This is a genomic window from Bradyrhizobium sp. LjRoot220, assembly GCF_964252915.1.
Lineage (GTDB): Bacteria > Pseudomonadota > Alphaproteobacteria > Rhizobiales > Xanthobacteraceae > Bradyrhizobium.
Genome location: NZ_CAXUPS020000013.1, coordinates 119260 through 127627 on the forward strand (window position 1 = coordinate 119260; position 8368 = coordinate 127627).

General features: G+C 63.2%; 11 protein-coding genes. 8 read left to right on the forward strand and 3 right to left on the reverse strand.

Features of this window, described 5'->3' with window-relative positions; translation table 11 throughout:
• Positions 1 to 92 precede the first annotated feature (92 nt).
• From ACSQ84_RS33575 to ACSQ84_RS33585, 3 genes are all read left to right on the forward strand, one after another.
• Positions 93 to 227: a hypothetical protein gene (locus ACSQ84_RS33575; protein WP_436216034.1), complete on the forward strand. Its 135-nt coding sequence runs from the start codon at positions 93 to 95 to the stop codon at positions 225 to 227.
• Positions 228 to 305: 78 nt separating this feature from the next.
• Positions 306 to 1712 (forward strand): 3-isopropylmalate dehydratase large subunit, encoded by a 1407-nt coding sequence (leuC, locus tag ACSQ84_RS33580; protein ID WP_436216035.1) that lies wholly within the window; start codon positions 306 to 308, stop codon positions 1710 to 1712.
• Positions 1713 to 1812: 100 nt separating this feature from the next.
• A complete protein-coding gene (locus tag ACSQ84_RS33585; protein WP_436216036.1) occupies positions 1813 to 2022 on the forward strand; it encodes a hypothetical protein in 210 nt (69 codons plus the stop codon).
• Between the two features lie 71 nt (positions 2023 to 2093).
• Here the strand turns inward: ACSQ84_RS33585 and ACSQ84_RS33590 are convergent, their stop codons facing one another.
• Positions 2094 to 2801 (reverse strand): hypothetical protein, encoded by a 708-nt coding sequence (locus tag ACSQ84_RS33590; protein WP_436216037.1) that lies wholly within the window; start codon positions 2799 to 2801, stop codon positions 2094 to 2096.
• 172 nt (positions 2802 to 2973) lie between these two features.
• Between ACSQ84_RS33590 and ACSQ84_RS33595 the strand changes: the two genes are divergently transcribed.
• Together ACSQ84_RS33595 and ACSQ84_RS33600 are read left to right on the forward strand one after the other, a co-directional pair.
• The gene (locus ACSQ84_RS33595; RefSeq protein WP_436216038.1) at positions 2974 to 3273 is read left to right on the forward strand and encodes a DUF1330 domain-containing protein; all 300 of its coding nucleotides are present in this window, start codon (positions 2974 to 2976) and stop codon (positions 3271 to 3273) included.
• A 217-nt stretch (positions 3274 to 3490) separates the two neighbouring features.
• Entirely contained in the window at positions 3491 to 5185 is a 1695-nt protein-coding gene (locus ACSQ84_RS33600; protein ID WP_436216039.1) for a methyl-accepting chemotaxis protein, read from the forward strand.
• A 65-nt stretch (positions 5186 to 5250) separates the two neighbouring features.
• On the opposite strand, the gene ACSQ84_RS33605 is transcribed toward ACSQ84_RS33600, so the two are convergent.
• A complete protein-coding gene (locus ACSQ84_RS33605) occupies positions 5251 to 5565 on the reverse strand; it encodes a hypothetical protein (RefSeq protein WP_436216040.1) in 315 nt (104 codons plus the stop codon).
• 390 nt (positions 5566 to 5955) lie between these two features.
• On the reverse strand, positions 5956 to 6282 hold the full coding sequence (locus tag ACSQ84_RS33610; RefSeq protein ID WP_436216041.1) for a hypothetical protein: 327 nt from the start codon (positions 6280 to 6282) through the stop codon (positions 5956 to 5958).
• A 119-nt stretch (positions 6283 to 6401) separates the two neighbouring features.
• Here ACSQ84_RS33610 and ACSQ84_RS33615 point away from each other — a divergent pair, with 119 nt between their 5' ends.
• From ACSQ84_RS33615 to ACSQ84_RS33625, 3 genes are all read left to right on the forward strand, one after another.
• Positions 6402 to 6800 (forward strand): metallopeptidase family protein, encoded by a 399-nt coding sequence (locus ACSQ84_RS33615; RefSeq protein WP_436216042.1) that lies wholly within the window; start codon positions 6402 to 6404, stop codon positions 6798 to 6800.
• 111 nt (positions 6801 to 6911) lie between these two features.
• Positions 6912 to 7517 carry a 3-isopropylmalate dehydratase small subunit gene (gene leuD / locus ACSQ84_RS33620; RefSeq protein ID WP_436216043.1) on the forward strand — a complete coding sequence of 202 codons (606 nt, stop codon included), beginning with the start codon at positions 6912 to 6914 and terminating at the stop codon, positions 7515 to 7517.
• A gap of 42 nt (positions 7518 to 7559) precedes the next feature.
• The gene (locus ACSQ84_RS33625) at positions 7560 to 8345 is read left to right on the forward strand and encodes a hypothetical protein (RefSeq protein ID WP_436216044.1); all 786 of its coding nucleotides are present in this window, start codon (positions 7560 to 7562) and stop codon (positions 8343 to 8345) included.
• The last annotated feature ends 23 nt before the right edge of the window (positions 8346 to 8368 follow it).

Sequence of the window (8368 nt, forward strand, 5' to 3'; positions counted from 1 at the left end):
CCGCGCTTTTTGTTGCGCCGTACCTATTTAAGCAATGGGCCCTGCGCATCGATTGATTGTCGCGGGCGCGGCCCCTGTGTTAGAAATTTAAAATGGTTCCAGATCAGACCAGCTTTGCCGGCCGGCGCGTCGATCCCTTCGTGATCGATGATCGCTCGCGCCTGCCCGGCCGCTTCTTCGGACGCTTTGCGACTTCGGCGACGTCTGAGCTTGGCTGCGGCCTTTGATGCCGCGCTGACTGCCCGTTGCTTGCGCGCGTAACCGCGCTGACCGATCACACAGAATCATTTTTGGAGCTTACGCTCATGTCCCAACCCACCACGCTGTACGACAAAATCTGGAACGACCATCTGGTGCACGAAGCCGATGACGGCACCTGCCTGCTCTATATCGACCGCCATCTGGTGCATGAGGTGACCTCGCCGCAGGCGTTCGAAGGCCTGCGCATGACCGGCCGCAAGGTTCACGCGCCCGAGAAGACGCTGGCCGTGGTCGATCACAACATCCCGACCACCGACCGCTCAAAGCCGAATCCCGATCCGGAAAGCATCGAGCAGATGCGCGTGATGGCCGACAACGCCAAGGAATTCGGCATCACCTACTTTAACGAACACGACAAGCGTCAGGGCATCGTGCACGTGATCGGGCCGGAGCAGGGTTTTACGCTGCCCGGCACCACCATCGTCTGCGGTGACAGCCACACCTCCACGCATGGCGCGTTCGGCGCGCTGGCGCACGGCATCGGCACCTCGGAAGTGGAACATGTGCTGGCAACCCAGACCCTGATCCAGAAAAAAGCAAAAAACATGCGCGCGGTGGTCGACGGCACATTGCCCGACGGCGTCACCGGCAAGGATATCATCCTGGCGATCATCGGCGAGATCGGCACCGCCGGCGGCACCGGCTACGTGCTGGAATACGCTGGCGATGCGATCCGCGCGCTGACAATGGAAGGCCGCATGACGGTCTGCAACATGTCGATCGAAGGCGGCGCCCGCGCCGGCCTGATCGCGCCCGATGAAAAGGCATTCGAATTCCTCAAGGGACGCCCGATGTCGCCGAAGGGCGAGATGTGGGACGCCGCGATGCGCTACTGGGAAACCCTGCGCTCCGACGAAGGCGCGCATTTCGACCACGAGCTCCGGCTGGATGCGGCAAAACTGCCGCCGATCGTGACCTGGGGCACCTCGCCCGAGGACGTGGTGTCGATATCAGGCAAGGTGCCGGACCCCGACCAGATCGCCGATGAAGCCAAGCGGCTCTCAAAACATCGCGCGCTGAAATACATGGGCTTGACCGCCGGAACCAAGATCACCGACATCAAGCTCGACCGCGTCTTTATCGGCTCCTGCACCAACGGCCGTATCGAGGATTTGCGCGCGGCGGCGAAGGTCGCCGAAGGCAAGACCGTCAACGGCCATGTCAGCGCGATGATCGTGCCGGGCTCGGGCCTCGTGAAAGAGCAGGCGGAGGCCGAAGGCCTCGACAAGATCTTCATCAAGGCCGGCTTCGAATGGCGCGAGCCGGGCTGCTCGATGTGCCTCGCGATGAACCCCGACAAGCTGTCGCCGGAAGAGCGCTGCGCCTCGACCTCGAACCGCAATTTCGAGGGCCGGCAAGGCTTCAAGGGCCGCACCCATCTGGTATCGCCGGCGATGGCGGCGGCGGCGGCGATCGCCGGGCATTTTGTCGATATCAGGGAGTGGCGTTAACCGCCCCTTGCCTCAACCTCGATCCATTCTGGCAACGCCCCGTTAAGGCGCGGGGCGCAGACTGGCTCTTTGCGGGAATGAACTTCGCGAGGAGCCAGCAATGGCCGATAAGCCAGAATATGTCGATATGATCAGCGAGGCGACGCGCCAGAGCCGGCGCAACGTCTCGCGAATCGTCGATCTCGTCCCCGTCACCCCCAAGGACACGCGGCGCCTCAGCAACTGGCCCCCGGAGCACTGGCAGCAATGGCGGCTGGAAGCGGTGACGCCGTGGAAGATCAAGCCCTGGAAGGGCAAGGACTGGGACTGAGTCCTTCGCGCTCGTCACGGCATTCAAAAAAACAGGCGCCCCGCGGGCGCCTGTTTTGTTTCAACTCAACCTTACCAGTACCTGTAGTGGTGCACGCGGTAGTAGGGACGCAGCCACGGGCGATAGCGGCAGATCTTGCGCGGCCCGTAATAGGTCCAGACCACCCGGCAGTAACGCGGATATACGTAGGTGCGCGGATAGCCGTAATAGACCGGCGCAGCGTAGAAGCGCCGGTGAAAATGATGCCTGTGGTGAAAGTGGCGATGGTGCCGGTAGTGCGGCGCTACGCGATATCCACCGTGACGGAAGCCGCTGTAGCCGATGGCGCCGCCGCGGAACACCGGCGCGGCGCGAAAGGCGGGCGCGCCTCGAAATCCGCCGCCGTGGATCGCGACCCCGCCGCCTCTAAAGCCGCCGCCATGGAACGCCGCGCCGCCACCGCGGAAGCCGCTGCCTCCGATGGCACCACCGCCACCTCGAAAACCTCCACCGCCAATGGCGCCACCGCCACCCCGAAAACCGCCGCCGCCAATGGCGCCACCGCCACCCCGAAAACCGCCGCCGCCAATGGCGCCACCGCCGCGATGCTGGACCGTCACTGCGTCGGTTGCGAATTTCGCTGACGCCGCCGTGCCGGGACTGGCGAGTGACAGCGCCTCGGCGCGCTGCTGCGACATTGTCGTGAAAGCGATGACGGCCGCAGCCGCAACACCCAGACGGCGGACGAGGCCGCGTCCGGGAGAGCGGATAAGTCCGCGTCCGGGATCCGATATCGTCATGGTTGAACCTCCCTGGGACCGGCAACGAGGTTTCGCGCCGCATTGCGCGCTGGCCCTCGTCGCGTTCATTTGTTCAATTGCGGTCGCTCTCGACATTAGGTTAGAAATTGGCACGTGAACGCGCCATGAATGCGCCGGCCGCAAGGATGAACGCGCGCAGGAGGAGTTGAAGTTGACGGTCTATGTGATTGCGCAATTGAAGATGATCAACCCCGCCGCCTATGACCGCTATCTGGCGCGCTTTTTCGCCGTGTTCAGAAACTTCAACGGCAAGCTGTTGTCGGCGGATGACAGCCCAATGGTAGTGGAAGGCGAATGGGACCGCGACAGGGTGGTGATGATGTCGTTTCCCGACGAGACCTCATTCCGTGCCTGGTCCGAATCGCCGGCATACGTGAAGATCTCCAGGGACCGCAAAGCCGGCGCTGATTGCCTCGTATTGCTGGTGAAGGGATTTGACCATCGGGCTTGATCAGGCAGAGTCGCCGCCTTGCCGACAACCCGTGCCAGTTAGCGTCAACACTTTGCTAACGGCCGGCGGGTAAAGCTTAACCAATCAGAAAATCGATAGCTCGCCTCGGGATCCCCTCGCTGTGAGGGCTTGATCCGGCGTGGCGCCGTGCCGGCATGAGCGGTTCTCAGGCTCGCAACGACGCGGCAGCGTAAATTCACCCCAGCGAGAGTTAGAAATGATCGCCAGATTCCAAAACCTGCCCATTATTGCCAAAATCGCGGTGCCGGCCGCGATCGTCGCCCTTGTCGCAATCGGGATCGTCGTCCAGGCCTCGCTGGCGCTGAGCAACCTGTCCGCGACCGCGGCCAGCCTGGTCGACGGCAACGCGATGCGGGTGCAATACAGCCTGCAGGCCGAGAGCCATTTCAACAGCGCCGCGGTGAGCGAAAAGAACGTCATCCTCTCCGGCGACCGCAAGACGATCGACCAGCACATCGAGTCCTATAACAAGGCCACCGACGCCACGTTGAACGCGATCGATCGCCTGGCGGCCATCACCACCGCTCCCGAGCAGCGCCAGTTGATCGAGACCCTGCGAACCGCCGTCAGGGATCGCCGGGAAGCCAGCGCCAAGGTGTTCGAACTGACGATCGCCGGCAAGATGGAAGAGGCCTTTGCCTATTCGCGCAACGTCGCGGCCAAGCACCGCCAGACCGCGATTGCGGCTGTGGGCCAACTCATCACCATCAATACCGATGCCATGCGCGCCGCGCGCGACGCGAGCGTCGCCACCGCCGATTCCACCCGCCTGTTGCTCATGGTCGGGGCCGCTATCGGCCTGCTGCTGGCTTTCGCCATCCTTGGCTGGATCGCGTTCGGCCAGATCGCCCAGCCACTGTGGCGCATGACGGTTGAAATGACCAAGCTTGCCGGCGGCGATCTTGATGTCTCGATTGTCGGCGCCAGCCGGACCGACGAGGTCGGCGGTCTCGCCAAGTCGCTCGCCGTCTTCAAGGAAAATGCGATGACGGCGCGGCGCCTCGAAGCCGAACAGCGCGAGGAACAGGTCCGCAAGGAAGCCCGTCAACGTACCATCGAAGGCTACATCGCGACCTTCGATTCGCAGGTCTCCGAAGCCCTGCAGACGCTGACCGCGGCCTCCGCCGAAATGCACGCCACCGCCGGCAGCATGACGGCAACCGCCGAGGAAACCAGCCGGCAGGCCACCGCCGTCGCCAATGCCTCGGACGTCGCCTCCGCGAACGTGCAGACAGTTGCCGTGGCGACCGAGGAACTGCACGCCTCGATCAGCGAAATCTCGCGCCAGGTGGCGCAGGCATCCGAGACGGCCAACCTCGCCGTGGACGAGACCAATCGCACCAACAAAACCGTCGAGGGACTGGCCGAAGCCGCGCAGAAGATCGGCGAGGTCGTTTCGCTGATCCAGAACATCGCGTCGCAGACCAACCTGCTGGCGCTCAACGCCACGATTGAAGCGGCGCGCGCCGGCGAATCCGGCAAGGGCTTTGCCGTCGTCGCCACCGAGGTGAAGGCGCTCGCCACCCAGACCGCCAAGGCGACGGAGGATATTTCAGCCCAGATCGCGGCCATTCAACAGGAGACCGGCAACGCGGTGACGGCGATCAAGACGATCGGGACCACGATCGCGCAGATGAACGAAATCGCCACCGCCATCGCCGCCGCGGTCGAGCAGCAGAGCGCCGCGACCCGCGACATCGCGCAGAACATTCAGGAAGTCTCGAAGGGAACGACCGAGGTCTCATCGAACGTCGGCAGCGTCAACAACGCTGCCAACGAGACCGGTGCCGCCGCATCGGAAGTGCTGACGGCGGCCGACGACCTCAGCCATCAGTCGGAGAAGCTGCGCGCCGACGTCAACACGTTCCTCGATCTCATTCGCGCCGCCTGATCCCAGGTCCTATTGCACGAGAACCAGGGTCGTCGCGCTCATATCCCGAGCGCGATGGCCGTCCGTCACCAATACGGACCGAAGCCGAAGCCGAACGCGAACGGTGCCGGCGCGTAATAGGGATACGGCCGATAGTACCTGGGCCGCGCGTAATAGGGATATGGCCGGTAATACGATCGATAGTACGGGCGATAGTATGGCCGGTAATAACCGTAACCATAACGCCGGTAATAGGGCTGCGCGCTAAAGTCGGTCGCACCGGACGTGCCGGCGGTTTGTCCCTTCATTTGCGGCGACGCCGCGGCCGCCGAATTGACCGCCGCCGGGCCGGCAAACACCAGAGCGCCTGCAATAGCAGCTGCTCCGATCAAGGTCTTCATGACGATCTCCCTGTTCTGATCAAGATCATCAAATAACAGGCAGCAATCCCGTCCGTTTCATGGCAGTAAACTTGAAGTGAAAACAGGCCCGCGATGAACGTGCCTGCTGACGTCACATACGCAAACTGGTGCTCACCAGCGGCGATGATGATGGCGGTGGTAGTGCCGACGGTGGAGATGAGGACGATGCCAGCGATGATAGCGGTGCCGCCACCCCGCCTCTGTCGGCTCGAGCTTATACTCACGCTGGGATGTCACGTCCGCAGCGGACGGTTCGCGGCAGCGTGCTGCTTCGCGCGACGCAGTTCAAAGCTTGAAGCCGACGCCCTCGTTCATGGTACATCGGCAATCATGGATTGCGCGGGCTTGATCGGCGCTGCGCGAAGGCTGCTAACCGGGCCGCCAGTAGCAGTTCATGCGCGGCGTGATGACCGTGCCGCTCGGCCGGTATTCCTGCACATAGGTCGCGGTGCAGCTGCGCACCGCATTCGGGCCTGGATTGTAGCGCGGATAGACTTCGGGCTCCCACGGCTCCTGCCGGTAGATCGGCACGCGGCGGAGCGGGCGCCGGCGCTGCGCGGAGGCGTCGGTGGCGGCCGGTTTAGCTGCCTGTGCGGTGCGTACCCCTGACGGCGCCGTCTGGGCCTGCGCGCCTCCATCCGGCACCGACAATCCGGTCAAAATCGCCACCGCCGCCGCCGTCACAATCCGCTTCATTCCGACCACCCAAACCTGTTATCGGGCCGTACGGTCTCCGATTGCCGCGCCAAGGTCAACCGGTCGAGCGTATTCAAAATCAGTAGGCGCGACGGCCGAACACGCGCTAAACAGGCGCGATGTGGAAGCAAGCAAAGGCCCCCTCGCTGGCCGAAATGGAGGCCATGGCGCATGAGGTTTTCGAGCGCCTGCCAAAGGGCTTTCGAGCCCTGTGCGAGGGCGTGATCATCCGCGTCGACGATTTCCCGACCGACGAAGTCCTCGACGAAATGCAGGCCCAAAGCGAATTCGACCTGCTCGGCCTGTTCCAGGGCGTCGGCCTGCCCCAGCAAAGCAATAACGACATCGCCCGCCTGCCCAACATGATCTGGCTCTACCGGCGGCCGATCCTGGACTATTGGGCCGAGCACGAGGAAACGCTGGGCCATATCGTCCGCCACGTGCTGATCCACGAAATCGGCCACCATTTCGGCCTGTCGGATGCCGATATGGAGGCGATCGAAGCTCAGGCAGGGTAAGGGCGGGTTAGGAGCAGCAGGGTAGGATTGCGCAAATTGGCCTTTTGCCGGGGCCAGTTTCGCGATAAATCAACGGTCCTGTCCCCTCATTTCAGCCGGGAAGTACGTTCGATGGACAAGTTCACCACCCTGGAAGGCGTCGCTGCGCCGTTGAAGATCATCAATGTCGACACCGACATGATCATTCCGAAGCAGTACCTGAAGACCATCAAGCGTACCGGCCTTGGCAAGGGTCTGTTCTCGGAACAGCGCTACAAGGACGACGGCAGCGAGAATCCGGATTTCATCCTCAACAAGCCGGCCTACCGCAATTCCAAGGTGCTGGTCGCCGGCGACAATTTCGGCTGCGGCTCGAGCCGCGAGCACGCGCCGTGGGCGCTGCTGGATTTCGGCATCCGCTGCGTGATCTCGACCTCGTTCGGCGACATCTTCTACAACAACTGCTTCAAGAACGGCATCCTGCCGATCCGCGTCACCCAGGACGACCTCGACAAATTGTTCGACGACGCCGAGCGCGGCGCCAACGCGACGCTGACCATCGATCTCGCGGCCCAGGAAATCCGTGGCCCCGACGGCGGCACGGTGAAGTTCGAGATCGACCCGTTCCGCAAGCATTGCCTGCTCAACGGCCTCGACGACATTGGCCTGACGATGGAGAAGAAGACGTCCATCGACACCTACGAGGCCAAGGCCAAAAACGAGCGCGCCTGGGCCTGATCGCGGACGCGGGTCTCGCTCGGCAACCGTGAGGCGACGCCGATGCGGCCTGACGTCGTCACCTTCTGGCATGGCCCGCTCGATGCGCTCCGGCGGACATGCCTGCGATCGCAGGTCGCAGCGGGCCACAAGGTCACCGTCTACAGTTTCGACCCGCTTGCCGGTCTGCCCGATGGCGTCGGCAATGCCGAGGCGGAAGCGATCCTGTCGCATTCGTTTTCCGAGCGGCTGCGCCCGCCGCAGCCGGACGGCAGCTGGCGCGACTGGACCATTTTGCAATTCAGCGATTTCTTCCGCATGCGGCTGATGGCGCAAAGGGCCGGCCTGTGGCTCGACGCCGATGTGCTGCTGCTGAAGCCGGTTGAGATCGATCCTGCAAAACCCTATTTCGCCTGGGAGCGGCCGCGCCAGCTCGGCAATTCGGTTTTGTATCTGCCGCCGGGCGATCCCATCGTCACGGCGTTCGAAAATCTGATGAGGCAGGACGAACTGACGCCGGACTGGCTGGCGCTGCGCCATCGCCTGACCTTCATACTGCGGCAGCTTGGCGGCGGATCGAAGCGTCTCTCCGACATTCGCGTCGCGATCTTCGGTCCGGCCGCGCTCACCGCGCTGGCGCGGCGCGGAGGCGAACTGCAGCACGCTCTGCCAAAGCAGTCATTCTATGCGGTCCACGCCGAGCCGAAATTGTTTTTCGACCCAACCGATTTTTCGGAGTTGCTCGCGGATCCCGAGATCATTGGTTTGCATATTTCGCCCAAGGGTCGCGGCAGCGATAAGCCCATTCCGGGCAGCCTCTACGCGTGGGCGGCGGAGAGGTTTGGTTGATCCCGTCATCCCGGCCTTGAGCC

Coding starts and splice junctions, on each gene's coding strand:
- ACSQ84_RS33625 (WP_436216044.1), top strand. CDS start 7,560: ATGCGGCCTGACGTCGTCACCTTCTGGCATGGCCCGCTCGATGCGCTC.
- ACSQ84_RS33615 (WP_436216042.1), top strand. CDS start 6,402: ATGTGGAAGCAAGCAAAGGCCCCCTCGCTGGCCGAAATGGAGGCCATG.
- ACSQ84_RS33610 (WP_436216041.1), bottom strand. CDS start 6,282: ATGAAGCGGATTGTGACGGCGGCGGCGGTGGCGATTTTGACCGGATTG.
- ACSQ84_RS33605 (WP_436216040.1), bottom strand. CDS start 5,565: ATGAAGACCTTGATCGGAGCAGCTGCTATTGCAGGCGCTCTGGTGTTT.
- ACSQ84_RS33600 (WP_436216039.1), top strand. CDS start 3,491: ATGATCGCCAGATTCCAAAACCTGCCCATTATTGCCAAAATCGCGGTG.
- ACSQ84_RS33575 (WP_436216034.1), top strand. CDS start 93: ATGGTTCCAGATCAGACCAGCTTTGCCGGCCGGCGCGTCGATCCCTTC.
- ACSQ84_RS33585 (WP_436216036.1), top strand. CDS start 1,813: ATGGCCGATAAGCCAGAATATGTCGATATGATCAGCGAGGCGACGCGC.
- leuC (WP_436216035.1), top strand. CDS start 306: ATGTCCCAACCCACCACGCTGTACGACAAAATCTGGAACGACCATCTG.
- leuD (WP_436216043.1), top strand. CDS start 6,912: ATGGACAAGTTCACCACCCTGGAAGGCGTCGCTGCGCCGTTGAAGATC.
- ACSQ84_RS33590 (WP_436216037.1), bottom strand. CDS start 2,801: ATGACGATATCGGATCCCGGACGCGGACTTATCCGCTCTCCCGGACGC.